The organism is Pseudomonas sp. Eth.TT006, from assembly GCF_054456575.1.
In genome coordinates this window covers 1-26,888 of record NZ_JBTJEN010000008.1, presented here as the reverse complement: position 1 = coordinate 26,888, position 26,888 = coordinate 1, and the positions used below count along the sequence as shown (strand labels likewise).

Here is a 26,888-nt window from a genome sequence, read left to right as displayed (position 1 = left end):
ATTTGTGTTTATCCAAGCTTGCTTAGCCAAGCTTCGATTGTTGTCAGCGAGATCACTCTTCGAATCAATCAGCTCTGCAGCCACCAATTCAGCAGCGTTTCATCCTCTTCATCATCAATGTTCTTGTAGACGTTGGCGTAATACCATTCGAGGCCGGTTTTCTCGCGGAAGCGATCAAAGAACTCATTGATTCTGTCCATCCCGTTGCTGGACGGCACAGCCAACGAAAGATTGCCTTCGAAAACGCCATCAAGTGTTCCACCCAGCTCATTGCCGACATCAGATTCGAGCTGAGCAATGACGTCCTCGGGGATGAAATCGGCGTAGATATGAATACAAAAATTCCCTCCGCGCTTGAGGACTTCAGCGTGAGTGTTTTTGTTTTTTATCGAGATGACGTCACCTCGAGCCAAATTCAGCGCAAGGCCAGGTGAAGACAACAGCTCATATGTATCCTGCCCCATCGCAATTGCAGGGAGCTCCTCGAATACGGGGCCACCGTCATCTGATACAAACACCTGAATCAGTACAGGCAATTCTTTATCGTCCATATGGCGCTCCACAACTTCCACGTTCGACACACGACATCCCTTCCTTCACGTAACCGCTATTTCCCGCACTCAGGTTACACGACGCGCCCTCAAGATCTACGTTGACATCGGCAAGGTTGCCCCCATTTGAGGTGGCCACATTCTTATGCCCCAAGTGCATGTCATCAGGATTGGTAGAGGTATGTCCACACCGCCAGCACTTGTAAACGCCCACTGGCTTACTTTTATCAATGAGTTTTTTGCGACAAGCCGCCTGCCCTTTTCGACTGCCTCCGCCGACCTTACTCGCAGCGATATCTTGAGGCGATGCTCCAGCGCCGTCTTTTAGGGCGCGCTTGGATGGCGGTTTCTTCACCAGCCCTAAAGGGTCCACCCATTGGGTTGGGTTAGGTGCGTATTGATGAAGGTTTATGCCCCCCATCAGACCTATCGGATCCTTTGAGATGAAGCGACCTACATGGGGGTCGTAGTACCTGTATCGGTTGTAGTGCAAGCCTGTTTCATGATCGTGGTACTGACCTTGGAAACGAATTGGATTGTTCAGCCCATGCCGTACTGCTGTGGCTGATGTCTGTTCTTTTGCCTGTCCCCACGCCTTGTATTGAGCGCTCCAGGCGACCTGACCGTCCTGATCGGTAAGCTCCAATGGTGTGCCTAAATGATCACACTGATACCAGGCTAAAGCATCAAACGGTTGTGCTTTGGGTACATGACTCCAAAGCGGGTCATCTTCAAGACTCTCGCCACCGACATATTCAGGCTGGCTTAACAAATCAATCGAGGCGTGTCTGATCGCTTGAGCCACCGGAACAAACGTGCCGGGTTCATAAACGTAGTGGACTGTGCGGCCAGTTCCCCCATCAATAGGCGCAGGACTGCTTTCCCAGGAAAGATTATCTCCGTCCCACCCGTACAAAGTCAGGCCACAGCCAAGCAAACGCTGAACACGTCCCTGCTCATTTTTATTCCAGTGAGAACCTGCTTCAGGACGATTTCTATAATGGGCGGTTGAATGCTTGTATAGCCGGCGACCCAAGGCGTCGTAGGCGTATTTGACCGAGAGACGATCATCCTCGAAATGAACCAACCTATCGAACAGATCCCATTGCAATCGACTGCGTTGACCATTGTGCCAACGCAGTGTTTGATTGCCGCGATCGTCATATTCGTAATGGGTGCCGACGTATTCCCGTAGCAGATTGTCTACCAACCGACTACGCGTTGGCGCCTGATCAAGAGGCCGCCGTACTTCTGCCACCTTTTCGTCGAGCAGGTTACTGGCAGGATCGAAAGCGAATTTCTCAACCCCGAAGCGGCTTGCTGCACTGATCAGTCTTCCGACTGGATCGTAACGATAGGACAGCGGTCCGCGACGCGTGTCGTTTAGCTCGGTCAACTGGCCGACCGCATCGTATTTGTATTCGCGCTTGAGCAAAGTGGAATTGTCATCACTTCGGCCTAGCAATTGCTCCTGCAGGCGACCTGCCGGGTCCCATTTTTGAGTCTGGCGCAGACGATTGCCTTGATGACGAACGACCTCACGATGTAGGTCATCTCGCTCATAACCGACCAGCTCGTGATCATCCAGTTTCAACGCAAGCAAATGCCCACTGCCGTACGTCAGCCAGCTCACCCGGTGACCATCCGGGCGGGTCGTAGCTACGCACTGATTGAGGGGGTCGTACTCGTGCCTCCAGATTGCAACGAGCGGTGCATCCAGGCTCTGATAATGCTGATGCTCTCTGATCAGATTACCGGCCAAATCATAGAACCACAGCAGCCGGCTTTGGTCATTCGTGGCCAAAACCATGTTGCCATTACCGTCATACGCAAAGGATTCACTCTGAGACGTATTGCCCAAGCTGGCATGGCGTTCTACAAGCCGTCCCATGGGGTCAAACGACATCGAAATGACGCGCTCACCGTTAATGGCTCTCGCCAAACGCCCGCTCTCGGAATCGTACTGATAGCGCGTAGCAACGCCATCGAATCCTTTTTCCTCAAGCAACCTTCCGACAGGGTCATAGTGAAATTGGGTGCGCTGCTCGTTTTCGTTTTCCAGCGCTACAAGACGACCCAGCCGGTCCCAACGGTAGCGAAGCGTTTGCTCGCAGGCGTCTACGCGCTCGGCAATCAACCCGGAAGCGTTATAGCTCCATGTCGTGCAGCGATCCAGACCGTCAATATGGGCAAGAAGACGCCCTTCGGCATCACGCTCGAATCGCTCTTGGGTTTTATCTGGATGAATAAGCAAGGCGATATGTCCAGCCTTGTACTCATACTCGGTGCTTTGTCCTGCTGCATCGGTAAAACAGATCATCTGACCGCGATCGTTGTATTCCCATTCGCTGGTTTTGCCAGAGCAATCGGTATATTTCAGAAGCTGACCAGCATCGTTGTACTCAAGCGCTTTCTCGTTGCCGATTGCGTCCTTGATAGCGATCAACTGACCTGCTTTGTCGTAGGCATACTCCGTCCTGTTTCCAAGCGGATCGACCGACTCCACCAAATTACCGGCATCATCGTAAGCTCGCTGCCACTGCCCGCCCTCTGCATCACTAACCTTGATCAGTTGATTTAGATCATCGTAGGCGTAGTGAGCGACACTGCCGTCGGGACTGATGTGCTCGAGCAAATTACCGCGCTCGTCATAGCTGTATCGATCGGAGGTACCGTCTGTATGAACGTGACGAATGATGTTTTTCGCGTCATCGCGAAAGAACCACTCTGAGCGTTCATCGGCATACCGAATTCGGTAGGTGTAGCCCTTGATGTCGTAGTAATGCCAAGTCTCGTTGCCATTGGCATCGGTGACATATGTCAGGCGGATGTTTTCGTCCCATTCAAGACGAGTATCGAAACTGCCGTCATCCGCCCACTCGCGCACGGCCTTGGCGTGCGAGGTGTGGCCGTCCCACTCCAGATTCAACCCGCGGCCGGTGCGATCGGTGTATCGAGTCAGCAGATGATGCTGATACTGATAGCTCCAGGCAGCACCGTTTTCATCCTGTGCCTGGATCAGATCGCCGTGGATGTTGTATTGGTAATTACACAGTTGTCGTACAGGCGCGCCGTCACGGATTTCCCAAAGACCGGCCAACCGCCCATGATCATCAAGCAGGGTTCCGACGTGCAAATGGACCTGCGTTATATCCCCTTGATAGGTGATCAGGTCAGACAATACCAGGGCGTCCCCATGCCGATGCTCATAGTGCAGCATTAGCCCCGCGCCACTGCGCATTTTGACATCCGTCAGCCAGAAGGAACGACCACGACGGACATAGGTTTCTTTGCGCTCGAAACCGAAGCAAACCAGCAGTTGATCCTCACCGGAGCGAACCAGCGTGAGATTCTCAACGGGGTCATAGTGATAGAGGCCTACCTTGGGCAGAGGAAAATCGATACTACGACCGTCGGCTCCAAAGAAAACCAGACCATCGCCCTTGCAGTCGAATCGGGTGGTGAACTCTGTCACCCACCGAGCACCTAGTTCGCCATTGTCAAAGGCATCAAACCGGGAGCTGTAGGTACGCACCCATTCAATAGGAAATGGACCTGGGAGGCTGAAATCGGTATGGCTTAGCGACTCGGAGCCCAACGCGAAGCTAATACTGTTGCAAGTACCCGCGCATGCACCATTTTTCTGGCCATTGGCGTTAGCATTCGCAGGAGCCTGACGGCTGCTGGCTTCGAGCCGGCCTTCACCTGCTTTGCTCTGCGCCTTACTGGTGGCATTAGGTTTAACACTAGCGCTCTGTCCATGTCCTCGGCGTTTACGCCAAGTCACCACAGCACCGCTGAGCATTTGCAACAACCAACCGATGGAGTGCCGCGTTCCCGGGTCACCCAACTTACTCAGTTGGGTTTTGATTTCTGGCCCCATCGCTCTCAATGTGCCGGTGTGCGTCATCACCAGTTTTTTAGCCTGGTCCGGCAGAAGGTTTTTCGCTGCGCTATTGGCAACTCCTTTACCTACGGCTTTGTAGGCACTGAATGCAGCCCCAAAGATATTGCTGATGGCCGCCTTGGGATCGCTAAGCAATTGATTGCCGGCAGCAGTGATTTTCTGACCCGCGGCGCGCGCATCGCCCTTTGCGTCGAGCTTGCCGTTGACGACGGCTTCAAGCCCTTTCGCAATTTCGTTTACCGCGCTTGCCCCCAAGTTCCCGGCATCGGCAAGAATGCCCGAAAGTTTACCTTGGGCCTGTTTTACGAAGTCATCGATCGTGCCGACGATGGTGGCGTTCAAGTGCCCAACCAGCACTTCGATCATAGAATCGCCCAACAACATCTTGGCACTGTTACGCAGTTCCTGACGTACCAAAAACAAGGTCGGGCGCAAACTCATACGAGCAGCAGCCATGGTCGGAGGGGCTGGTAAAACACCGATCAGGTTGATACCCAGGCTGACCCAATCAAGTAACTCCCGCTGCTTGCTTTTGGTAAGCGTGACGATGTCGCCAAGCGCGTCGACCAGCGCCATGATGTTGCCTACAACCGGCAATGACCCGGCGACCCCTTTGATTCGATCGAGCGTGACCACATCACCGCTAATGGATCGCAGCCAGGCATCAAACCGAGCGGCACCACGCCCCACGTCCTGCACATCCAACGTGTTGAGCGGAACGACGGCTACCTGAGGCTCGCGCTTCTTGGCAACGGCAGCTTCAGTCATGACAGCACCTCCCCATTTAACAGGTCAGCTGCCTTAAGCGCTGGTTTGGGCAAGGACGGGGCCGGAAGGCTAGGCAGCTTGCCCGCCTTGCTTGCTGCGCTAAGAATGCTCGACGCGCTCGGTGTCGCCGCACTCGCCAGTTTTGGCAAGCCAGCCACTCCGCCTTGTACAGCACCTTTAACCTGTTGCGCCGTTTCCAATGCACCTTGTGCCGTCTGTACAGCACTCATCCCTGTCTGGGCCATATCCTTGCCCTTCTCCAGCACATCCCAGCTCTTGCTCGGCAACACTTGAGCAACCATTGCTTGCACTTGGCTTGGAGCTTCGTCCGCGCCCGGCGGATTCAATGGCCACTCCGGTTTGCCGATATAGCTGCCTTCACTCCAGGTATCGGCCGGATCCTTGCCGAACAGCACGCGCGCCGGTCCCGGTGCAGCACCAGAAACGCTCGCAAAGCCCTTACCGTCGAGTTTGCCCTTGATGCTTTTGCCCAAGGCATCGATGACTTCGTAGTCGCCGTCCTTGATGCCCTGGCGGCCGGCGTACTGGTTGAAAAGTTCGAGGTTGCCCTTGCCGGGTTTCGGCGGTTCCGGGAACACGCCGGCCAGGGATTTCGCCCCGGTGTAGGCGAAGTTCGCCGCGTGCGCGGTGTACGGGCCACTGGTGGCGTGGGTGATGCCGCCGGCGTTGTAGGTCGTGGCGCTGCCGCCGCCCTGGATCACCAGTTCGGTCTTGGCGGTGATGGTGATGCGGTCGGCATTGGCGGTGATGTTGAGTTTGGCCAGCAGGTTGATGCTGTCCTTCAGCGCCTTGACGTCGATGTCGCCGGAGGCCGCCACCAGCCGCCAGCCCATGCTCTGCACGAACAGGCGCATGCCTCGACTGGCGCTGGCCAGCAGGCGTTTGCCGATGGAGAAACTGGTGTGACCGGTGCTGCTCAGCGCCAGGTGTTCGCCGGTGGCGATGTGGCTGGAGCGCGGTGTGGTCAGGGCGATGCCGGCGGGACTGGCGAGTACCAGATGCGGCTCGGTGAATTCGGGAAATTCATTGGCGGTGAGGTTTGCGGGTCCCGAGCCGAGCACGCCTTGGTGCTGCGCGTGCAAGGCCTTGGCCACGTCGTCCTGATCGCCCGCTTCCTGGGCTTGAAGCTCTTTGGCTTGCGTGGCGAAACCGTCCTGTTGATCGCTGGCGGTGGCCAGGCGCTCGGCGGTCTCCGGCAGGTCCTTGTGGTGCTTGGATTCATTCGGGCGCGGTTCGGTGGTAATCAGCAGACCGGCTCCGGCACGCACGGCGCCGTGGCGATCGGTTCTTAACTCAAAACCTTCGCCCCGAGGCTGACCGCCGCTTGGGCGCGGGTGGGTCAGGTAACCAAGGTTGATCGCGCTCGCGCCGTGATCACTGCGCAGCGCGATGCTGATCTCGCTGGTGGTGTCGTCGATGCGCAGTTCGTTGGCGCGGCTGCCCTTGTATTCCTTGCTCTTGACCGTGGCCAGGGTCTTGAAGTCCGGCAACTTGTACGGCGGCAGGTTGGCGCCGTGGTACAGGCAACCGGTGATCAGCGGCTGGTCGGGATCGCCTTCGAGGAAGGTGATCAGCACTTCCATGCCGACCCGCGGAATGTTGATCGAGCCAAAGGTTTCGGCGGCCCAGCTGGAGGCCACGCGCATCCAGCAGGAGGTCTTGTCGTCGTGCTGGCCTTCGCGGTCCCAGAAGAACTGCACCTTCACCCGGCCGTATTGGTCGCAGAAGATTTCTTCGCCTTCGGGACCGGTGACCACGGCGCTTTGCGAACCGAGGACCTTGGGTTTCGGGTGATCCAGCGGCGGACGGTACGGCACATCCCACGGGATGGCGCTGAAGCGGTTGCGATAGCCCTGATGGAAATCGTCTTTGTTGTCGGTGGTGTCGCTGGTCACCGACTCTTCCAGCACTTGCGGCTGCTTGCCTTCGTGGAAGATTTCGGTGAGCAGCCACAGATCGTTCCACGTCGGGTTGGCGTGGTCGGTCAGCGCCAGAAAATGCCCGGTGACCAGGATCGGCTGATCGCTGTTGCCCTCGGCCAGGCGATAGTCGCTGCGATGGCGTTCGAGGTTGCGGTTGGCCAGGTGCTTGCCACGCTCGCGATCCACGAAACGGCCCGGGTAATCGTAGTCTTCCAGGTCCGGCTGGGCGCTGCTCTTGGCGTCGCTTTCCAGCTCGATCTTCGGTTTGACGAAGTCATAATCGCGTCGCGTGGTGCGGCTGGTGCGGGTGGCCAGGCGCAGGCCGAAACGCTTGACCACCGGTTGGTCCGCCACCAGCCCGGAGTCCTGCTGATACGCCACCGGCGCCAGTTTCGGGAATACCGTCTGGTCATCACCGAAGGTCAGTTTGTGGCCGCTGGACGTGTGCTGGAAGTGGTAGTGAATACCCTCCTCTTCGCACAGGCGCTGGACGAAATGCAGGTCCGATTCGTCGTACTGCGTGCAGTAGATGCGCTCGGGATACACCGCACTCAACTGAAAGTGGTAATCGCTGGCCAGAATGCCGTGTTCTTCCAGCACCTGACTGATGATCTGCTGCACGGTCATCTGCTGGAAGATGCGCTGATTGACCCGATGCGCGAGGTACGACAGCTGCGGGCGCAGGGAGATTTTGTAGCGCGTCAGGCGCTTGCCGGCCTCGCCCTGGGCGATGCTGTAGATCAGCCCGTGAATCCCCGTGCCGCTGGGCGACAGCTGCAGGAACGCGAGTTTGTGCAGCAGGCTTTCAAGGTTGATCGAGGCCTTCTCACTGACCAGTTCCAGTTCGAACTCGAAGGGGGTGTTGAGCGCCTCTCTCCCGGTGAACGACAGCACCTGGAAATCGCTGTCCGCGCCATCGATGGTCAGATTGAAATGAGGCTGATTGGCCGGTGAGAACATCCCTTGTTCCTCGCGCAATTCTGCGACGCGCAACAGCCCTCAAGGGGCTATAGGCAAAAAAATTTTTAGAGGTGAGTGCGCCCCGACCGGTCTTGCCGGCCGGAGCGGTACAACGATCAGCCGAAATTAAACGACTGGAGCACGCCAGTCATCGGAACCCGAAGTACCGGATACTTCGTGGGTCCAGGTGATTTTGCGGTAGGTGAACTGCACTTCTTCCAGGTGGGTGAAGTGGGCGTTCGATGGATCCTGGCAGTTGTGCATCTTGTTGTTGATGGCGACGATGATCGCGTCTTCCAGTTTGGTGGTGTAGTAGTGCTCTTGGGTACCTTGAGCCGAAGTGCGGTACCACTGGATAACGATTTCGCTCATGCGCTCGCCGGAAGTCAGAGCGGCTTGCAGCAGAGGCGAAGCCTTGTCGTAGACCTTGGTGATCACAACTGGCTTGTGCACGCGCTGACCGGTTGGCTGACCGGATTGCGGGTCACGCGGGATGATCACGTCGTGGCTGAACGCCTGAACCATGACCTGGTCTTCGTGACCTTCCTGGTAGGTGTTGCCAACGGAGTCGGCGGTGAAAGCGCCGGCAGTGATCAGGCCTTGTTTTTCGCCGGTAACCGACATGTACGCTGGTGTTGCCATGGGAGGTGCTCCTTGCGGATAAAGTTAGGGTGCCCGGGAGGCGAAATCGCCCGGTGGGTGCCTGACTCTTATCAAAGAGCGTGCCAGTTTTTCAGAAGCCTTGTAGATCAGGGATATGGCACGGAGAGAGCTGTTTCTTGGGCGAAAAACCCTGCATTTCAGGCAAAAAGTGCGCAAGAAGTTGCGCAGTACTGCGCAACTTCTTGCGCACTTGGCTGCAGGCGTTGTGGTGTGTGGGCTGTAGCGATTTTAAAGGAAAAATATTATGACCATATGCGCAACTTCTTGCGCACTTTCAAAAAAGATCACTCAACACATCAATGACTGATTTTTTTCATATCACGAAGTCAGAACAGCATTTTTAGATGGACAAACATTAGAAGCACACCTTTGCACAAACCATAACAAACCGTAAGCCAATGGCTATTCTCAACACTCCTCCAATTCAACGCCAAAATCGTCACTTGAGACTTGGGCAATTTCATTAAGCCGCTGGCGCAATGCAGCGGTCAGCTGCCGCTCCACTTCCCATGGATCCGACAAGGCAGCGAGTTGCGGTGCCAATTGAGGCGACATACTCATCAGCGAATGATTGAGCGAACGTGCCGTTTCAAAAGCGGCCTTCTGCACGAAGCTGATCTCGACCAGTTCACCCTGCGCCTTGCGAAACTCCATCTCAGCCATCCGCGCCAGGTAGTGCTCTCGATGCGCTCGTGCTTTCTGAAAGTCCGGAGTCTGCCCTTGCGCAGGGTCAACGGGCGGCGGCGCAGCCATTTTGGTCGGCTCGGATTGAGCTGCGACGTGGCTGTACACATCACGCTGAAGCCGATCCTGTTGGTGGCGAGCAGCGACGGCAGCCTTACTCGGATCAGCGGTATCGCGGATCAATGCTTCGGTGGCCAGCACATCGACCTGCTTGCCATTGGGCGACAGCACCAACCGGCCATTCTCTTTCAGCCAGGTGATGTAGCTCGGTGATCGGCCGATGTGCGCAGCGAAGGCGCTCTTTGACAGGTAAGTGACTGCGTTCATAAGCCCTCCTTTTCAGCGGCTTTTCAATGAATCCTTTCAAGATTTCAGTGGATTGAAATTTCAGTAAGCTGGCGGGCCTCCCACTAACAAGATCCCGCGGGTTTCCGACCCCGTGTCCTTTGAAAGTCCTCAGGGTCCCCGACGCTTTCTGGGCCATGCTCATTACGCTAATCTCCACCACCGCCCCTCCAACGCATCAAGGACGAAACGTGTTTTGGAATAGAGAAAAGAAAATTCGAGTTGAGCTGACGGCTCCAATAACCATCACCCAGCCAAATTGCTCAGGCCCGCAAACGCCTACTTCGCTAGCACCGGTTACGAAGGCGATAGACAAAGACTTTGCCCTGAAGCTATTGATCGGTATGGCGCTATTCCTGCAGGCAGCTCTCTTTGTCGATGGCTACCTGGAGCTCGCCGCTTACTTCGAGCAGTTCGGTATCTCGACAGGTGAGCTTGATTTGGCGAACCCAACGATTCTGGCTGCGGGTTATGTACACTGGTTCACTACAGTTATGGGTTGGGTTGATGGAAGGCCAATCATTGGACACCTCCTGCAATGGCTCCCATTTGTTGTCATTGCTGCAGCGTACGTATACACGCTTGCCACTCAGGAAACGAAAACGCAGTCCCTCATCGAAAAGGGTTTGATGGGGAGTCTTGCCCTCTTTGTAGTATTCGTTTTACCCACCATCGGGGTAAAGCATGGTGTTGACAGAGGCAAGCAAGAGATCCGTGAAATGGCTGGTATCGAGGTAACGGGCGGGGTAAACCAGGTACATAGCGTCGTAACGAAAGAAGGAGAAAGCATTACTGGCTACCTCGTGGTAGCAGACACCAAAAGTGCTTTCCTACTCTCGAACCAGACCGTCTATAAAATCGACAACAGAACAAACCGGGTGATGAGAAAAATACTGCTTCAGGCGAAACCCAAAAAAGCTCTCTAAGTATCAAGCGCTGCGAACCTAGAGCATTCCGTTTGAAAAGACGGACATCCCTGCAAAGGTTTCAGCTAGAGAGAATCCGCGAGTTCGATAACCCGTGTAGGGGGCGGCCGTCGGGGAGGACCCGTAAAAATCGGCGCCCTACCCGGCCTGCCCGGCTCATGCCTTCGACTCGGCCTCGCTCAGGTTCAGGCGCTGGGCCACCCAGCGTTCGTACAAGCCGATGGCGACGTCCGCGCCGGCCATCGCGGTGAGACAACCCAAGGCGCCCGCTGTCCAGATCGACAGGCCCGCACCGAACAGCAACATCATCGCTGACACGCCGCACACGATGCAGGCGCCGGAGCGAAGTGCGAGGCGGCGCAGTAACGCCCAACCTCGTGCCCCATCCTTGTCAGCGCGCCACATCTCGCCAGACACGCCGCCAACCAGGGACAGGGCAATCACCAACCAGATCGGCATCTCTGCCAGTGCCTGTTGCTCGTTCGTCATTACCCTGCCCCTCAAACAAAAAGACCCGGCGCAATGGCCGGGTCGGCTGGTGGGTGGCCTGCCGCGCTTTGCGGTCGCACCCATCGAAGATGGCCCCTTTTTACAGGTCGATTCTGGTGGCAGCAAGACCGTTTTAATGCCATCCGGTGAATGTGTGGCTTACGTCCGGTGAACGGCTGGCGAATGTCGGTGAATATCTGTCCCGGCTGTCTTTTGCTTTTCTGGCGTCCCATGCGTCCCACTTATCCAAAACGAGGTGGGACGTCTGAAAGTCCCGTAGATTGGGGCATTGCCCCACCGTCCTACTTTTATCTCTCTTTTCTCGTGTATAGAGAGAATATTTAAAAACACGCGTGCGCGTGAACACGCGCATTGATGCCCGCTACGCATACACGGGCGGGAGGCATGAAAAAGGTGGGACGGTGGGACAGCCCAACAACGACGGGGCCTGCGCCCGTCCCACCACCGCAAAAAGCAGTGGGACGGAGGCAGGCCAGTGGGACGGCGTGAGCCAGAGTAATGCCCACGATCAAGCCGCTTCCCCCAGGAGGAAGTGCTCGACCACGATGTGGGCGTCATGCAGGCGCTGGTAGTAGAGGTTGCGTGTACAGCCACTCTCAGCCAGACGCGCAGTCAAGGGCGCATCAGGCTGGAAGTAATGCACCTGCACCACTGTCATCAGCTCAGGATCGAGGCGTTTCTTGACGATGCGCTCGATGTCCAGCGAGGCTTCCAGCGGCACCCTGCTCCCGCGCCTTCCGCGCACAAGCTGACCACCGCTCTCCATCATCATGGCGACCATGTTGCCGCCCGAGTAACCGGCGGCCACCTCATCGCTGTGCATCTCCTGCGCCCATTGCTTGAGAGCCATATCGATTGCTTTAATCATCGAAGCACGGCTCCTCGAACGCAGGTTGCACCAGCGCAGGCGCCCTGCCCCAACCCTCAGGTTTCTTGTACGCCCAAGGCCGCTGGCCGCTCTTGCTCAAGGCACCCAAACGGAACCGTCGCCACCCCAATCGATGCAGGATCGCTCCCACGCGCATCTGCTCCGGTTTACCCCAATGACCGGGATCGAGCTTGAGCGCCTGACTCATCACCTCACTGCCGGTGGTGGTCTCGCCGATCTGCGACTCTTCGAGCCAGGTCAGGATGGGCGTTTCCCATTCGTCCACCACAAAGCGTTCGTCTTGTTCCTCGCTGAACATTGGCGCTTCCTCTCGCGTGACCCACCAGAGGTCGCCGGCCTCGAAGCAGAACATCGCTTCGGCCCACAGCTGATCGCGGATCTCGCGCAGCAACGCCACGTCGACCTTGGTACAGGCCACCGGCCAATAGCGTCGGTTGCCGGTGGCGTCCTTGAGGTATTCGTCTTGGTTAGTCGTGCCGACGAAAACACACTGGCGTGGCACGTCCAGCGTTCTTCGGCCATAGCTTTCGCGGTAGGTGTCGGTGGACGCCGAGAAGAACTGTTTGGCCTTGGTGCTCTCGGCCTTGTTGAAGCTGTCCAGCTCGCCGAGTTCGACGATCCACTTGCCACGAATCGCCTGAAAGCCGTCCTTGTCACCCAGGGCAAACGGCGTGTCCATGAACCACTCACCGCCGAGCACACTCATGGCAGTCGACTTACCGGCGCCTTGTACGCCTTCGAGGATCATCACGGAGTCCGCCTTGCAGCCGGGCTTCATCACCCGCGCCACAGCCGAGATCATCCAGCGCTTGCCGACCTTGGAGGTGTAATCCGTTGCCTTCACGCCCATGACATCGGTCAGCCAACGCTCCAAGCGCGGCACACGATCCCATTCGAGTTTTTTCAGGTACTCACGCACCGGGTGAAAGGCGTGATCGTGAGCAACCACACTGACGGCCTCGATCACGTGCGAGGACTTCACACGCAGGTTGTACTGCTGCGCGAGCCACTTCATGACGCGCACATCATCAATGTCGGCCCACTCGCCAGTGCCACCGCCATAAGGTGCGGCGCGCAACTTGACGATCTTCGAGCTGAAGGCGCAGTAGCTGATCACCCCGGCCCAGCGTTCGTCATGAGCCAGGATCAGTTCGACGTTCTGCATGTGCGCGATCAAGGCGCCGCTTTCACTGCGGGCCAGTTGATCTTTCCAGCCACCAGCCGCCGGTGGACGGACCACGGCCAGCACCTGACGCCGAACCGCGTCGAGGCCTTCGGCGACGTGCAGGTCGTTGAAGTCAGTCCACTTGTCGTGACGCTCGATCGAGAAGATCGGTGCAACGACCTGAGCACCGACGATCAGCGCGGCGTTGCAGGCCTTCTCCTCACCGGGGTTCCAGGCATCACCATTGGGCTTGGTGGTTTTCCAGTCATCATCACGGCAGATGATCAGCGGGCAACCCGCGAAGCGCTCGCGCATGACCTTGCACACGGCCAACAGGTTGCCAGCATCGAAGGCTACGGCCACCGCGAGCGACGTCGCCATGTGCAGGCTGGCGCCGGTGGCGTAACCCTCACAAACCAGCACCGGTTCGCCCGGTACGGGATGCGGACCGAGCAGATGAAAGGTGCCCTCCTTTGCCATCCCGTAAGGCCAGTAGGATTTGTCGCGGCCGGTGTCTTCTTGCTTGTTGGGGAAGATCACCTGCAGGCCCATGATCTGATCACGGGCATTGTTCATCGGGACCAGCACGGCGCCGGTACGCGGTGCGTAACGCACCTTGATGCCGACGATTTGTTTGCGATCCAGGTAGTCGCTGCGCCCGGTGGTCGGCATGCGCTCGAACAATCCCTGCGCCCTCTTCGCGGCCCGCCGCGCAGCGTCATTCGCGATTTCGGCGGCGCGGCGCTTGGCTTCTTCCTGGCGAGCGCGCATCACTTCGCGCTCTTCCGGCGACATACGACCGGCCTTGACCTTGATCTTCTGCGTCTCGCCCGAACGCCAGTCACCGAAAGCGCCGAAGATCAGCGTGTCGCCCTTCTCCGTGCGCTGCTCGTGGACCACGTACCAGCCGTTCTTTTCCTTGCCCTTGTCCTGCGATGTCTTGCAGCGGGTCAGCTTGCCGAACACCAGCGGTTGCGCCGGCTCCAGACCGTAATCGGCGAATTGGCCCAATACCTCATCGAGCATGCTGAATCCCCCGCTCAGAGAGGGACTGGCAGCTGATGCACTGCGAGCAACCCGGTGAGGCTAGGCGACGGGCTTCCGGAATCGGATCGTCACAGGCTTCGCAGAACAGCAAGGAATGGGCAGCGCTTTCGGCCTTGGCAGCGCTGCGCGCGGCCATGGCCTGATCAATGCGTTCCTGCACCAAATCATTGGCAAAATCGGCGATGTCAGCCACGGGCAGCACCTCGCGTCGTCTGGTTGACGTAGGTGGCGCGGTTGAACAACCCCAACAGCCCTTGAATGCCCCGGAACACCTGCAGACGAATCGCAGCCAGTTCCTGATCAGTCACCACACCGTCGCCGATGCTCTTGGCCCAGGTCTCGGCCAGATCAGCGACTTGGCGGAAGTATTCGGCGATGCCGGTGGTGAGGGTCTCAGGCATGTCGTTGGTGTAGGTGTCGGCTAGCTCCTGCCAGATCGTGTCACCGACCAGCGCATGCACTGCATCGAGAATGCGACGATCCTTGGTCAGTTCGAGGATCTCACCGAACTCCTGAACGTTGATGGAGTGGCTCGGATGGGTTGGCGACAGTTTGTGCTGCAGCGTGGTCGAGTTACGACCGGTTGTGGCAGCAATGGCAGCGGCGCCACCCGGGTAATCGCGAGCGGCGTGGTACAGCGCTAAATCGAGCGGCAGGATTTCCCGCTGCGCTCGTTCCAGAGAACTCAGAGCGATACGGCTCATGGCATTAATCCTAAAAGTTGCCAGTGCCGCGCGACAGAAGTTGGTGATACATTTGCCGCGTGGTCTGGAGAGGCCCAAAGCCGGCTAGGTTCGTAAGACCAACACCGGCACCGTGCCGGGGCGAACAATCCGTTGTTCACCCCTGGCGCAACAGCTGCCAGCTCTGTGGTAAGAACGGCAGCAACACCAAGGCTTCCGAGCCTTGGAAACGCGATGAAAGTCGGCGGCATGTGGTGTGCTCGCCTTCCGACATCGCGACCCGATAGCATTGTGGTGATGCTGTCGGGAGAAAGCAGGCGACCTTCGGGTCGCCTTTTTTCTAGTTTTTTTGGCTGTTGATGGAGTTGATCGGAGCGGGAAAGACTTCTGGTAGATCCGGCCTTAGCTCATGTGCGGATAACGCTCCTCGACAAGCTTTTACAATCAACGGCACCTGCTTAACGGGGACACCTCGGCGCATCCAGTTGAACAGTCGCTGAGGACTAACTCCGATAATTCGAGCGAAAGCCGTAGGAGAGCCAGCAGTGCAACCTATCGCTTTCTCAAGAGCGGAAACGGGTACAGGCCCCACTTGGGGTGAATTGAACGAGCTCATAGATTTACCTCGACACACCAAACACGAAGCAAACAATACGTTTGTTATCGGAATACTGCAAGCGGGGTAACATACTGTTTATGAAAACACGGCTGATATCCAACAACGCTGAGCGCTTTGTGAAAGCGCTGGAGCTGACCAATACAGGTGGTACAGAGCTGGCTCGCGTACTCGGGTTAGAGAACGACCAAAATATTACGAACTGGAAAAAACGAGGGGTACCGGCCAATAAAATAAGCGCAGTAGCACTTGCGCTCGGGCTGAGGAGAGAGTGGCTCGAATATGGTGATCTGCCGATGTTTACGGATGATGCCGAGATCGTTTACGGGGTCACGGATGATGGAGAGCCCTATGAAATGACCTCCATTGTTCCATGGAACTCTGATCACTCAATTGAAAAAGATGATCTGGTGTTCTTCCTCACAGACCAGAGCGGAGCGCCTGTAGAATCGAGCCAGGTTGACATACACAGCGCGCATAAACGTCATGTCACGCTTGACGTAGCAACTCTTAAAGAATGCGGAGTCAACGCGAATAATGCTGTGTTCATGCTAAACGTTGGGAATAGTAATCAACCCCTTCTTCCTCATGGCGCAGTGCTCGGCATTGACAAAGCTTTTACACGAATTGTCGATAATGAATTGTATGCACTGACGCACAACGGCTCCTTGAGAGTGAGGTTCTTACAGCGGTTATCCAGCGGGGCAATCAGGCAAAAATGCTTCAATAGTGAAGAGTATCCCGACAAAGAATACTCAATGGATCAGGTTCTCGAACAACGGATTGTCATCCTCGGACGCGTGTTTTGGTGGTCAGTAAGCAGACCTTTAGGTTCAGCCTAACCTCAAAAAACCAAACAAACCGTGTTGACCACAATGCAAACATATTGTTTACTCGCCTCACTCTTTACCACAGAGCGAGGCAATACCTATGCGTACCACCGCAACCTTGCATGTCCATCCGGCATGCGTCAGCAATCGCAAACTGATCGAACAGCTGCAGCTCGCCACGGGCTGCTTGGTCGTCATCCATAACAGCAAACCAAAGCTTGTCGCCAAGTCCTGCCAACCCTCTCCTATCGATCCAAACGGTGGAGGGCACGCAGCATGATCAAGTACAAGATCGACAACCGCACCCTGCAGTTGCTCAACGCCCAGGTCAACCTGACCGAGACCTTCAACCACATCCTGCGCACAGCACCGAAGCGCGAATGCCTGGCATTCCGCCTCAAGGCTGAGCGCGGCTCAGTAGAAAGCACTTTCGTCGTAGAGCTGGGCAGCGAACGCCACACGCTGACCCTGCAGAACGACAAGAAGATGCACCTAAAGCTGGCCGACTTTATTGAAGAGATTGCCAACGGTCCGTTCGACGCGAGTAACTCCAGCGACCAGGTGCATCTCCCGCATGCCGATCGTCAATACGGCCGTTTTGAGCTCCAGGACAAGCAGCGCGTGTTCGAACTGGTGCACACCGGCGGTGTGCTGAGCCTCGACATGGGTTTCGAGCTTCCCCTACATGTGGCGCTGCATCGCACCCATTCACGCCGGGGCGTCACCGCCATCTTGAGCATCGGCAACAAGAGCCCGCATACGCGCTGCTTCACTCTGTACGACCCAGATGCCGAGATCTACGCAAAGCTCATTGAGTCCATCAACCACCTTGCTGCAGCGGCCACTCCTGCTGCGCATGCTGCTTGAGGAACCGTTTATGGAACGCACCCTCGCCCAAGCAGCCGCTCAACTCAGCCTCACTCGCCCCAAACTGATCGCACTCATGCGGGAAAAAGGTTTGCTCAAGGGAAACCTGCCGGCGCACCCGAAGCGCGACAAAGCGTACCTGCGGGTCAAGGACAGTCCCTGGTATGACGAGAAACACGGAATGCAGTACAGCCAGTCGACTCGGGTGAAGCAGGCCGGTATCCATTGGCTGGCCGAGCAGTTGGACATCGATCTTCCTGCCATCCCGGCAGATCGCCGTGACGTGGCCTAGGGAGTACGCCCGCCAGATCATTGCCATGCGCACACGCGAGGAGCGAAACGCAGCGCTCCTCGAAGTGCCCGAACATCTGCGCGAGCTGACCAGACGCCACTGCCTGAACGCCTGGAACCACCCGGCACGACAACAACGCAAGGAGGCTCGACAAGGCCATGAGTAACGCTGCACAGAATCCGCTTCGCCTTCATCCGGCGCCCGAATCGGCCACCGTCGAACTGCTCTATCGCATCTTCGGTGACGTCCTGATCCCGCTGGAAAAAGTCCGCGAGCAGTACTTTCGCAATCTCAACGAGCAGTCGTTCGTGACGGAGATCAACAGCGGCCGGATCCAGCTTCCGATCACCACGCTAGACACCAGCCGCAAGGCGCTGAAGTACGCGCACATCCGCCACGTCGCCTCGCTGATCGACATCCGCGCCTACAAAGCGGATGAAGACATGCAGCGACAGCAGGACGGCCAACACCCTGTTGCCCCCACACCACTGACGGCCGTCACCACCGGCCAACGAAAATCCCAGGAGCACACCACATGATGATCCCAATACAAATCGGTGCACTCGTCACCCTGATAGTTCTGGCCGCCCTTCTGCTCTGGGGCGGTTACATCATGGGCCGCAGCGATGGCTTGGAGACAGGCCTGCGCGAGGGTGAAGACATCCAGCGCGCCGCAAGCGCCAAAACCATCCGCGGGCTCCAGGCATCCCTGCAGTTCATCCGGGCCGATCACACGCGCTTGGCACACTCCTGCAAACGATTTGAAGCAGGTCCACTCTTCGGCCCGGCCGAGCACCAGGCGCTGGTCGATATCGGCGAGCTGCTGCGGATCGCCGCTGAGACCTTCAGCGCCTTTCGTACCGGCAAGAAGCTTGAGCGTGACGCCCGCTCACTGCGCGAACAGGTGCTTGCGATGGCTGCGCAGCTGCAACTAGGAATTCAGGACAACAAGGTCGGACAACCGCTCTCCGGCGCCGCGCAAGTCACTGTGGAGGCTGCGTGAATGAGTTGGCTCTTTTCGCAGGCGCTGGTGGCGGAATACTCGGCGGACACCTCCTCGGCTGGCGCACCGTCTGCGCCGTTGAGCGTGATGCCTACGCCGCACAGATTCTGGCGCAACGACAAGCCGATGGACTGCTCCCGCCTTTCCCGATTTGGTCAGACGTGTGCAGTTTTGACGGACGACCATGGAGAGGCCTTGTTGACGTGGTTTCGGGAGGATTTCCTTGTCAGGACATCTCGGTTGCAGGCAACGGCCTTGGTATCGCCGGCGCCCGCTCCGGACTGTGGCAGCAGATGGCACGAATTACCGATGAGGTACGACCGCGCTACGTCGAACTGGAGAACTCACCATTGCTTGTGGGAAGAGGACTTGCCGTGGTGCTCGGTGACCTTGCCGAAATGGGGTATGACGCGCGATGGGGTGTTATCGGAGCGGCTGACCTCGGCGCACCTCACCAGCGGGACCGGATCTGGCTCATCGCAGAAGACACCCGTCAGACGGTGGCCAACACCGGTGGCGAGCATGGCAAAGGGATCCTCCCCTGCCGCACTGACTCGCCGATCCGGGGCCGACCGCTCGAACGATCGTCTGGATCACGCCGTGATGGCATTGGATGGTGGTCATCTGAACCCGGAATGGGCCGAGTGGCTGATGGGGTGGCCCATCGGGTGGACCGGCTTAAAGCCATTGACAACGGGCAAGTTCCACTTGTGGCAGCAAGAGCATTCGAACAATTGTCAGGAATTGAAAATGTGTGAGGCCGCATGAAAACTTTATTTCTGCTCATGGCCCAATACAACGGGCTGACAATCATTCCACTCAATCAAGTGTGCAAAGACTATTTCACACATCTAACTACTGATATGTTTCAACGCAAAGTAATGGCCGGTCAAATTCGAATCCCCATCACTAGGCTTGAATCCAGTCAGAAAAGTGCGAAAGGTGTACATATCACAGACCTAGCAGCTTACTTAGATTCTCAGCGAGAGGCTGCGGTAAAGGAATGCAACCAGCTCAACGGAATTCGCCGAGCCAGCTAATTCACTGCTTACCCCAAGCGCCCAGCTTCACGGGCGCTTGAATGATCCTCTCTAACCATGGCCATTCGGCATAGTGGTCACCATTCCCGCGAAGATGGGTATACCTACGCAACGAGTTCCAGTCACGGTGCCCGGACACGCTGGCCACCCGCGGGATATCCCAATCCATCTCAAACAACCGACTAACTCCGTCGTGTCTCAGATCGTGGAAGTGAAGATCTTCAATCTCCAGAAACTTGCACGCCTTCGCCCAGGCCGTAGAGATCGACGAAGAGTTGTAGGGGAAAATTTCCGCACGCTCTTTTGGCATGCTTTGCAGAATTCTCCACGCTTCGTCGGGTAGGTGGCACCAAACATCATTGCCAATTTTCTGCCCAGGGTTTTTCATATCTCTCACCAGCACCCGCTGATTCGCCTCATCGACGTCGTCCCACACAATTCGGCTTATCTCATCCTGCCGACGGGTGGAAAAAATCGCGAAGCCAATCACCTTCAGCATATTGATAGAACTCGGTCGACGCTGCTGCATACTGACGAAGTGCTCCAAAAGTTTATCTAGCTCGTCTTTGGCTGGACGGCGATCGCGCTCCCGGCTCTTCATGTTGTAGCCGAGCTTCCTTAACACCCTCCGAGCGTCCGGCATCGCATGAGGGTCTACCTCATACCCCCAAGCGGGACGCGCAATCGAAAGGACAGCCCCAAGGTGCGCCAGGTCGTTACCAGCCGTTTGCGGCTGGACGCCGCCACCCTCCTTACTCATTCGCCAGAGTGCAAAATCCACCAAGCGCTGACTGTTGATAGCCGAATCAACGGTCTGGCCAAACTCCGTCGCCGCGATAGCATTTAGAGTGGCTTCCTTGGTTTTACCCAACGGCCGGACTTTCTCCATTTCATCCAGATACTGCTTGATCATGTCCTGTACGGTGACGCCCTTGCGGTTCGCCCGCTCGATCGCACCAGGCTGATCTAGCTCTGCCTCACGTCGCCGCACCCACGCTTGTGCCGCCTGTTTCCGGGCGAAGGTCTGGCTCTCTTGGTAGACTTGCGCTCCATCGCGAAACAGGCGTATCTGTGCCGTGTAACTGACTGAGCCATCGGTGCGTTTTCGTGCTCTGATCGTTGCCATAGTCGACTGGTACAATTCCGAAAGTGATTGGTACATTGTACCAGCGACATCGGAAAAACGCCTGAAAACGCCTAAAAACACGCTATAAATACGTTGAGCCAAATGGTACCAAATACCCACTCCAGCCCAGTAAACTCAAGCCCTGCGCTGTCTCGGCGGTTCTCCGTTGCGCCCATGATGGATTGGACTGACCGCCATTGCCGCTTCTTCCTACGCCTCCTATCGAAGAACGCCCTGCTCTACACCGAAATGGTCACCACCGGCGCGCTCCTCAACGGCGATCACGAACGCTTTCTCCGTCACAACGAAGCCGAGCACCCGCTGGCGCTGCAATTGGGCGGCAGCGTCCCGCTCGATCTGGCCGCTTGCGCGCGCATGGCCCAGGAACACGGTTACGACGAGGTGAACCTGAACGTCGGCTGCCCAAGTGATCGGGTGCAGAACAATATGATCGGTGCGTGCCTGATGGGGCATCCGCAGTTGGTGGCGGATTGTGTGAAGGCGATGCGTGACGCGGTGTCGATTCCGGTGACGGTGAAGCATCGGATCGGGATCAATGGGCGGGACAGTTACGCCGAGTTGTGTGATTTCGTCGGTACGGTGCGGGATGCCGGGTGCACCAGTTTCACCGTGCATGCGCGGATTGCGATTCTCGAGGGGTTGTCGCCGAAGGAGAATCGCGACATTCCGCCGTTGCGTTATGACGTGGTGGCGCAGTTGAAGAGCGATTTTCCGGAGCTGGAGATTGTACTGAACGGCGGGATCAAGACGATGGAGGCCTGCCAGGAGCATTTGCAGACCTTTGACGGTGTGATGCTCGGGCGTGAGGCTTATCACAATCCGTATTTGCTGGCGGAGGTCGATCAGCAGTTGTTTGGCAGCACCGCGCCGGTGATCAGCCGCGCCGAGGCGCTGGCGCAGTTGCGGCCTTATATCGCCGCGCATTTGCAGGCCGGTGGCGCGATGCATCACATCACCCGGCATGTGCTGGGGCTGGGCACCGGGTTTCCGGGGGCGCGTAAATTCCGTCAGTTGTTGTCGGTGGATATTCATAAAGCCAAGGATCCGCTGGCGTTGCTGGATCAGGCTGGCGAGTTGCTGCAAGGGCGTTAACGCCCTCCTCCCGTAAAAGGTGCCAGGCGGGTGATCCGCCTGGCGCGCGCATCACCCCGCCGCCGCTTCCGTCCAGCTCACCCAGCCAAACACCCACGTCGCCAGAATCAATAAGCCAAACGCGATCCGATACCAGGCGAACGCTGCATAGCTGTGGTTGGCGATGAATTTGAGCAGGCCGCGTACAGCGATCATCGCGAAGATAAACGCAATGACGAAACCGAGGGCGAACACTGGCAGATCGCTGGCCTGGAACAGGTCGCGGTATTTGTAGCCGGAGTACACCGCGGCGCCGACCATGGTAGGCATGGCGAGGAAGAACGAGAACTCTGTGGCGGCTTTCCGGGACAAGCCGAACAATAAACCGCCGATGATGGTCGAGCCGGAACGCGAGGTACCGGGGATCATCGCCAGGCATTGCACGAAGCCGATTTTCAACGCATCTGACCAGCGCATGTCGTCGACGTGATCGACGCTCACCACGTGGCGGCGCTGTTCGGCCCAGAGCATGACGATGCCGCCCACCACCAAGGCCATGGCCACGGTGATCGGGTTAAACAGATATTGATGGATGGTGTCGGCGAACAACACGCCAAGCACCACCGCTGGCAGAAAGGCGATCAACAGATTGACGGTGAAACGTTGCGCATTGCGTTGGCTGGGCAGGCCTTTGACGATGTCGATGATCTTCGGGCGAAACTCCCAGACCACCGCCAGAATCGCCCCCAGCTGAATAATGATGTTGAACGCCATGGCGCGTTCGCCGCCGAAGTCCAGCAGGTCGGCGACGATGATCTGGTGGCCGGTACTGGAGATCGGCAAGAACTCGGTCAGGCCTTCTACCGCGCCCAAAATCATCACCTGGATAAAGGTCCAGAAATCCATTAATCCTCCGTCAGAGCGCTCTTGCTGAGCGACCGGTCAACTGTGTTCAGGAATTGAGTATCTGAAGTTAAACAATCGGTATAACGCGACACCCATTGCCTGATCAGGCGACGGAGAATATGTCGTATCAAAAGACACACTCAAGCCATGTTAATAAACGTCCGCCTACGAACTACGTCAAAAATATTTAAGCTTTTAGTAGCAAAAAGTTCGATCCGTCAATAAAGTGTGACCCAGCTCACATTATCTCTCGTGTGCAAACAGTGGCAATTGGACATGAACCTAGTGATAGCCATAGTCCCAAAATAGTGGCACAATCGCACATTGCCACTATTTAAGCGCTAGTTCACAGCCTCGATAAAATCAACTAAAAGCTTGAAATGCTTAGTCATTGTTAGAAAACTCGCGAGCCACGTCTAAAAATCGCGTGAATGTTACCAATTGTCAGTCACAGATGAGAACCGGTGCTTTAACATCCCGATGTCAGCACCTAATTCGAGTCAAAGCATGATGCTCTCAGGGAACTTGGCGACTAGAAGTCCGCGCCCGACAAACGACGAACCCGGTGTACTCACTCTGGGCCGTACCTACGGCGTGGCCGAACATTTCAGGGCGCTGATCGCAAAGCACGTACGTACTGATATGGCACTCGATGTCAGTTCGTACACTAGTTCATACAGCAATGAACTTTCCGGTTCGTATCGAGCCATCTTCATCGTTATCGACAGTCCGCAAGCGCTGGAAGACAATCTGGCGCTGATCGAAAACCTGCGCACCGACAACTTGAAGCCGATCATTTGCGCAGTCATTACCGGTCGCGGCGCTTTCAACAAGATCAAGTACTTCCTGGCCGGTGCCGACTTCTGTATCAAACTCAACACCCTTTCCGACGAAGGCGCAGAGTTGCTCGATGAGTTCTTCAACAGCGAAGAATGGCAGCGGGATATCAACCTGACGCTCGATCCGACGCGTATCTGCCTGCTGGGCACCAGCAAAAAACTCGATATCTCGTTTGCCGAGATGAAGATCCTCGAAGCCTTCGCGCAGACCAGCAATCACATTCTCAGCCATGATGAAATCGCCAGCATCATGGGGCTCAATGCCCATTTCTACGACCCGAGAGCGCTGGAAAAATCCATCAGCCGCTTGCGTGGAAAAATCAAGGACATGTATGGTACCAACGCGATTCAGAGCATCCGCGGCTACGGCTATCGCCTGATGCGGGGCCTGATATCGACTGCCTGAGTCTCGGGCAGCCATTCTCTTTGCATACTCACGAAGGATCGTCATATGCAGCCATACAGCTCAAGTTGTACGTCGAATCTACTAATAATCAAGCCATTGAATGAGCACGGCTACACCGAACCATAACAATAAACTCAACAACATAGCAGCAGAACGAGTGGAACTTATCGAGGGCCATTTCAAGCCCGGACCCTGCCAGTCGATTACTTCCAAGGAAGTTATTGCTCGCCTGCCGATTTATCTTTTAGCCCATTTTGGTGCAAATTTTAGGAGAGAGACATGGAAACGAGTACAACCCTCCCGAGAAAATATTTTGTCGTCGTGACTCACAGTACAACGTCGCAGCGTGAACTTGAGAGCCTTCTGTCCAGCGAGCGGTTCAATTCGTTTGGCACGTCTCAGGCACAAATGTTTATTGAAGGTGCTACTTCGCCCTCTTCCGCCCCGATGCTCATGGAGTTCTCTTACCCAAGCGGCAACCGAAAGCACGTAGCCCGCACCATTGAACACGATACCCAGCGCATCCTCGCCACCCTCGAATCGGAATGGCTTGCTGCTCAGTCGACCCATCCGTTTCACAAATCCCCGGCGATGAACGCAGACTCCATCCGCCCGGCTCCAGCCAACGAAGATGCCGCTCCGTACAGCACAACCTGGCATCTGGACAGTGATCAAGGCGCGCTGATCAGAGAAGGCGTCGAGATCAGCCTGACCGGGCTTGAAACCGCGCTGGTCAGAAAGATGCTCAATCACGAAGAGCGCGTGGTCAGTCGCGATGACCTGATCCTCAGCATCGGCCGCGAGCCGGAGCAATATCGTGGTCTCGAGATGTGCCTGAGTCGCCTGCAGGACAAGTTCAAAAGCGCGAGTAATGGCGAGCGTCTGTTTCGTGCTGTGAGAAACCGCGGTTATTGCCTGATCCAGGACATCGTCGCATAACCCCGCGGATATCCACGAATAGAACAAACAGAAAACAGTGCGATTACAAAAACAACAAGAGCACTCTGTTTGACAACCTCCCTGGTCAATTAAAGGCTTCCTGCCTCACACCTCCTACAGTAACAAACACAACACCTTTTATTCACCCCCTGCTCCACGACCTTTTCTAACAACCTGATGGTTGCTTATTAAAAAGTTGGCACTGTGCCATCTTGTTAGAACTCGTCAGACACCCTCTCCAGCAATAAATTAGTCTATTGATTGACGACAGTTCGGCCTATCGACGTTGTTACCTCAGGACACTCGTCCAATAACAACAACAAAGCCTATCTAGCAACTCGGACTTCAACTGTCGAAACCTGAATGGACGTATTTCTGGGGATATCTCATGGAACTTTCTCTACGGATCAATCGAAATAACGGCCTCAAGGGACTTACCTTCTGGGGTCAATGGGCGTTGGCGCAGGCATTCATTGTTGCGTTGTTGTTCGTACTTGCTGAACGGCATACCGGGAACGTCGAGTTCTATTACCGCCTGTGCGCGACGCTGGCGGTACTGGCCTCGGTGCCCGCGTACACGTTCAGTGGCGTGTATCGCAAGCAGGACAATTACCTGACAGGGCTCGGACGACTGTTCATGGGCTGGTCGATGACCATGGTCGCGTTGGCTGGCATCGCGTTCTTGTGCAAGGCAGACGAGGTGTTCTCCCAGGAAGTGACGCTGAGCTGGGCGGTCTACGGTTTCCTCGGTCAGGCGCTGCTGTATGCGCCGCTGCATGCGTTTTCCAAGTACTACCAGCGTTCCCGCACCAGCGCGCAGAAGACCCTGATCGTCGGTACCGGCGAGCTGGCGCTGGGTCTGGCGAAGAAGATCAGCCTGGTGGAAAACCTGCCGCTGGTGGGTCTGGTCAGCAATGGCGTGGCGCCGAAGCTGGATGCGGATGCACCACGAGTGGTCGGCGCGCAGGAAGAACTGCTGCAACTGATCAAAAAACATGACATCCGTCGCCTGTACATCACCCTGCCACTGGCGCAAGCGGCGAAGATCGAGGCGATGTATGTCGATTTGCTGGATGCCAACGTTGACGTGGTCTGGGTACCGGACTTGAACAGTCTGACCCTGCTCAACCACTCGGTGAAGGTGGTGGACGGTCTGCCGGCGATCTGCCTCAACGAAAGCCCACTGACTAGTCGCCCGACCGCTGCGCTGAGCAAAAGTCTGGTGGAAAAAGGCGTGGCACTGCTGGCGATCATCCTGTTGAGCCCGCTGTTGGCGCTGATTGCGCTGGCGGTGAAGATCAACTCGCCGGGCCCGGTGTTTTTCAAGCAGGATCGCCATGGCTGGAACGGCAAGGTGATTCAAGTGTGGAAATTCCGCTCGATGCGCGTGCACGATGACCGCGAGGTGGTGCAGGCCAGCCGCAACGACTCGCGCATTACCGCCGTCGGACGCTTCATCCGCCGCACTTCGCTGGACGAACTGCCGCAGTTATTCAACGTGCTGCAAGGGCACATGGCCCTGGTTGGCCCGCGCCCACACGCGGTGGCGCACAACCACTACTACTCGGGGAAAATCCTCGCCTACATGGCCCGCCACCGAATCAAACCGGGCATCACCGGCCTGGCGCAAATCAGCGGCTGCCGTGGCGAGACCGACACCATCGACAAGATGCAGCGTCGCGTGGAAATGGACCTGGATTACATCAACAACTGGTCGCTGTGGCTGGACCTGAAGATCCTGGTGAAGACGCCGTTTACGTTGTTGTCGAAGGATATTTATTGATGGACAAGTGGTAGATCAGGCAATGCCGCAAGGGGACGAAAGTCCCCTTTTTAGTGGGCGGGATTTGATACTCGGGTATTGATGTTGACTGGGCCGACGCCTTCGCGA

Annotated in this window: 25 protein-coding genes; 12 read left to right on the top strand and 13 right to left on the bottom strand. The window is 56.7% G+C overall.

What is annotated here, in order from left to right; translation table 11 throughout:
* Window positions 1–68 precede the first annotated feature (68 nt).
* The 5 genes from ACXR0M_RS14315 to ACXR0M_RS14295 form a co-directional block, all read right to left on the bottom strand.
* A complete protein-coding gene (locus ACXR0M_RS14315) occupies window positions 69–551 on the bottom strand; it encodes a DUF4265 domain-containing protein (protein WP_236190878.1) in 483 nt (160 codons plus the stop codon).
* Window positions 541–5,226, bottom strand: a complete 4,686-nt coding sequence (locus ACXR0M_RS14310; RefSeq protein ID WP_458832474.1) for an RHS repeat-associated core domain-containing protein — start codon at window positions 5,224–5,226, stop codon at window positions 541–543. Before ACXR0M_RS14310 ends, ACXR0M_RS14315 begins: the two co-directional genes overlap by 11 nt.
* The gene (locus ACXR0M_RS14305) at window positions 5,223–8,129 is read right to left on the bottom strand and encodes a type VI secretion system Vgr family protein (RefSeq protein ID WP_458832473.1); all 2,907 of its coding nucleotides are present in this window, start codon (window positions 8,127–8,129) and stop codon (window positions 5,223–5,225) included. The genes ACXR0M_RS14310 and ACXR0M_RS14305 overlap by 4 nt, the downstream gene beginning before the upstream one ends.
* 126 nt (window positions 8,130–8,255) lie before the next feature.
* Window positions 8,256–8,771, bottom strand: a complete 516-nt coding sequence (locus ACXR0M_RS14300) for an Hcp family type VI secretion system effector (protein WP_458832472.1) — start codon at window positions 8,769–8,771, stop codon at window positions 8,256–8,258.
* A gap of 429 nt (window positions 8,772–9,200) precedes the next feature.
* Window positions 9,201–9,803, bottom strand: coding sequence for a terminase small subunit (locus tag ACXR0M_RS14295; RefSeq protein WP_458832471.1), 603 nt, complete (start codon window positions 9,801–9,803; stop codon window positions 9,201–9,203).
* Between the two features lie 209 nt (window positions 9,804–10,012).
* Between ACXR0M_RS14295 and ACXR0M_RS14290 the strand changes: the two genes are divergently transcribed.
* Window positions 10,013–10,747, top strand: coding sequence for a hypothetical protein (locus tag ACXR0M_RS14290; RefSeq protein ID WP_458832470.1), 735 nt, complete (start codon window positions 10,013–10,015; stop codon window positions 10,745–10,747).
* 156 nt (window positions 10,748–10,903) lie between these two features.
* Here ACXR0M_RS14290 and ACXR0M_RS14285 read toward each other — a convergent pair whose 3' ends face one another.
* The 6 genes from ACXR0M_RS14285 to ACXR0M_RS14260 form a co-directional block, all read right to left on the bottom strand.
* Window positions 10,904–11,236 (bottom strand): phage holin family protein, encoded by a 333-nt coding sequence (locus ACXR0M_RS14285; protein WP_458832469.1) that lies wholly within the window; start codon window positions 11,234–11,236, stop codon window positions 10,904–10,906.
* Window positions 11,237–11,765: 529 nt separating this feature from the next.
* Complete coding sequence (locus ACXR0M_RS14280; protein WP_458832468.1) at window positions 11,766–12,125, bottom strand: PA0613 family protein; 360 nt, start codon at window positions 12,123–12,125, stop codon at window positions 11,766–11,768.
* Complete coding sequence (locus tag ACXR0M_RS14275; RefSeq protein ID WP_458832467.1) at window positions 12,118–14,337, bottom strand: VapE domain-containing protein; 2,220 nt, start codon at window positions 14,335–14,337, stop codon at window positions 12,118–12,120. The genes ACXR0M_RS14280 and ACXR0M_RS14275 overlap by 8 nt, the downstream gene beginning before the upstream one ends.
* Window positions 14,327–14,551, bottom strand: coding sequence for a TraR/DksA family transcriptional regulator (locus ACXR0M_RS14270; protein WP_116254822.1), 225 nt, complete (start codon window positions 14,549–14,551; stop codon window positions 14,327–14,329). The genes ACXR0M_RS14275 and ACXR0M_RS14270 overlap by 11 nt, the downstream gene beginning before the upstream one ends.
* On the bottom strand, window positions 14,544–15,062 hold the full coding sequence (locus ACXR0M_RS14265; protein ID WP_458832466.1) for a phage regulatory CII family protein: 519 nt from the start codon (window positions 15,060–15,062) through the stop codon (window positions 14,544–14,546). Before ACXR0M_RS14265 ends, ACXR0M_RS14270 begins: the two co-directional genes overlap by 8 nt.
* Window positions 15,063–15,381: 319 nt before the next feature.
* Window positions 15,382–15,657: a YdaS family helix-turn-helix protein gene (locus ACXR0M_RS14260; protein WP_134827536.1), complete on the bottom strand. Its 276-nt coding sequence runs from the start codon at window positions 15,655–15,657 to the stop codon at window positions 15,382–15,384.
* 80 nt (window positions 15,658–15,737) lie between these two features.
* Here ACXR0M_RS14260 and ACXR0M_RS14255 point away from each other — a divergent pair, with 80 nt between their 5' ends.
* From ACXR0M_RS14255 to ACXR0M_RS14225, 7 genes are all read left to right on the top strand, one after another.
* Window positions 15,738–16,499, top strand: a complete 762-nt coding sequence (locus tag ACXR0M_RS14255; protein WP_134827537.1) for a LexA family transcriptional regulator — start codon at window positions 15,738–15,740, stop codon at window positions 16,497–16,499.
* 264 nt (window positions 16,500–16,763) lie between these two features.
* Window positions 16,764–17,354, top strand: a complete 591-nt coding sequence (locus tag ACXR0M_RS14250) for a hypothetical protein (protein WP_458832465.1) — start codon at window positions 16,764–16,766, stop codon at window positions 17,352–17,354.
* 10 nt (window positions 17,355–17,364) lie between these two features.
* A complete protein-coding gene (locus ACXR0M_RS14245; protein ID WP_458832464.1) occupies window positions 17,365–17,646 on the top strand; it encodes a phage antirepressor KilAC domain-containing protein in 282 nt (93 codons plus the stop codon).
* Between the two features lie 158 nt (window positions 17,647–17,804).
* Complete coding sequence (locus ACXR0M_RS14240) at window positions 17,805–18,185, top strand: pyocin activator PrtN family protein (RefSeq protein WP_458832463.1); 381 nt, start codon at window positions 17,805–17,807, stop codon at window positions 18,183–18,185.
* Window positions 18,182–18,649, top strand: a complete 468-nt coding sequence (locus tag ACXR0M_RS14235) for a hypothetical protein (protein WP_458832462.1) — start codon at window positions 18,182–18,184, stop codon at window positions 18,647–18,649. The genes ACXR0M_RS14240 and ACXR0M_RS14235 overlap by 4 nt, the downstream gene beginning before the upstream one ends.
* Entirely contained in the window at window positions 18,646–19,407 is a 762-nt protein-coding gene (locus ACXR0M_RS14230) for a DNA cytosine methyltransferase (RefSeq protein ID WP_458832461.1), read from the top strand. The genes ACXR0M_RS14235 and ACXR0M_RS14230 overlap by 4 nt, the downstream gene beginning before the upstream one ends.
* A 6-nt stretch (window positions 19,408–19,413) precedes the next feature.
* Window positions 19,414–19,689: a pyocin activator PrtN family protein gene (locus tag ACXR0M_RS14225; RefSeq protein WP_134827544.1), complete on the top strand. Its 276-nt coding sequence runs from the start codon at window positions 19,414–19,416 to the stop codon at window positions 19,687–19,689.
* Between the two features lies 1 nt (window position 19,690).
* Here ACXR0M_RS14225 and ACXR0M_RS14220 read toward each other — a convergent pair whose 3' ends face one another.
* Window positions 19,691–20,815: a site-specific integrase gene (locus tag ACXR0M_RS14220; RefSeq protein WP_458832707.1), complete on the bottom strand. Its 1,125-nt coding sequence runs from the start codon at window positions 20,813–20,815 to the stop codon at window positions 19,691–19,693.
* A 102-nt stretch (window positions 20,816–20,917) separates the two neighbouring features.
* Here ACXR0M_RS14220 and dusA point away from each other — a divergent pair, with 102 nt between their 5' ends.
* Window positions 20,918–21,928 (top strand): tRNA dihydrouridine(20/20a) synthase DusA, encoded by a 1,011-nt coding sequence (dusA, locus tag ACXR0M_RS14215; RefSeq protein ID WP_458832460.1) that lies wholly within the window; start codon window positions 20,918–20,920, stop codon window positions 21,926–21,928.
* A 51-nt stretch (window positions 21,929–21,979) separates the two neighbouring features.
* Here dusA and ACXR0M_RS14210 read toward each other — a convergent pair whose 3' ends face one another.
* Window positions 21,980–22,813 (bottom strand): undecaprenyl-diphosphate phosphatase, encoded by an 834-nt coding sequence (locus ACXR0M_RS14210; RefSeq protein WP_458832459.1) that lies wholly within the window; start codon window positions 22,811–22,813, stop codon window positions 21,980–21,982.
* 507 nt (window positions 22,814–23,320) lie between these two features.
* On the opposite strand from ACXR0M_RS14210, the gene ACXR0M_RS14205 reads away from it, so the two are divergent.
* The 3 genes from ACXR0M_RS14205 to ACXR0M_RS14195 all read left to right on the top strand — a co-directional run bounded on the left by ACXR0M_RS14205 (window position 23,321) and on the right by ACXR0M_RS14195 (window position 26,780).
* A complete protein-coding gene (locus ACXR0M_RS14205) occupies window positions 23,321–24,058 on the top strand; it encodes a winged helix-turn-helix domain-containing protein (RefSeq protein ID WP_458832706.1) in 738 nt (245 codons plus the stop codon).
* 279 nt (window positions 24,059–24,337) lie between these two features.
* Window positions 24,338–24,997, top strand: coding sequence for a winged helix-turn-helix domain-containing protein (locus tag ACXR0M_RS14200; protein WP_458832458.1), 660 nt, complete (start codon window positions 24,338–24,340; stop codon window positions 24,995–24,997).
* A gap of 388 nt (window positions 24,998–25,385) precedes the next feature.
* Window positions 25,386–26,780, top strand: a complete 1,395-nt coding sequence (locus ACXR0M_RS14195; protein WP_458832457.1) for an undecaprenyl-phosphate glucose phosphotransferase — start codon at window positions 25,386–25,388, stop codon at window positions 26,778–26,780.
* Window positions 26,781–26,888 lie beyond the last annotated feature (108 nt).